General features: G+C 70.2%; 1 protein-coding gene. It reads left to right on the forward strand.

The features are described 5' to 3' along the window. Positions 1-238, forward strand: a 238-nt coding sequence (locus RRF55_RS27850; RefSeq protein ID WP_439419278.1) for a hypothetical protein, incomplete at both ends; no start/stop codon positions are given.

The raw sequence follows: 238 nt of genomic DNA on the forward strand, positions 1-238 counted from the left end.
GGCCCTGGCCGAAGTGGCGTGGACCGCGCCCGACCGGATGGACTGGGATGCGTTCCGCGAACGGCTGGAGCCACAGCTGGCGCGCTATCGGGCATTGGGGATCGACTATGCAACCAGCGGGCTGGAGCCGGCGGCGCCGATTCCGGCTGACGGAGAGCGGCGCTACAGCCACCAGCTGACCACCTGTTCGGACGGGCTGGTGCTGTCGCTGATCGACGACGCGCCGGCGACGGGAGAT

Origin of the sequence: Klebsiella sp. K47, assembly GCF_051858335.1 — a bacterium.
In the GTDB taxonomy this organism is placed as follows: domain Bacteria; phylum Pseudomonadota; class Gammaproteobacteria; order Enterobacterales; family Enterobacteriaceae; genus Klebsiella; species Klebsiella pneumoniae.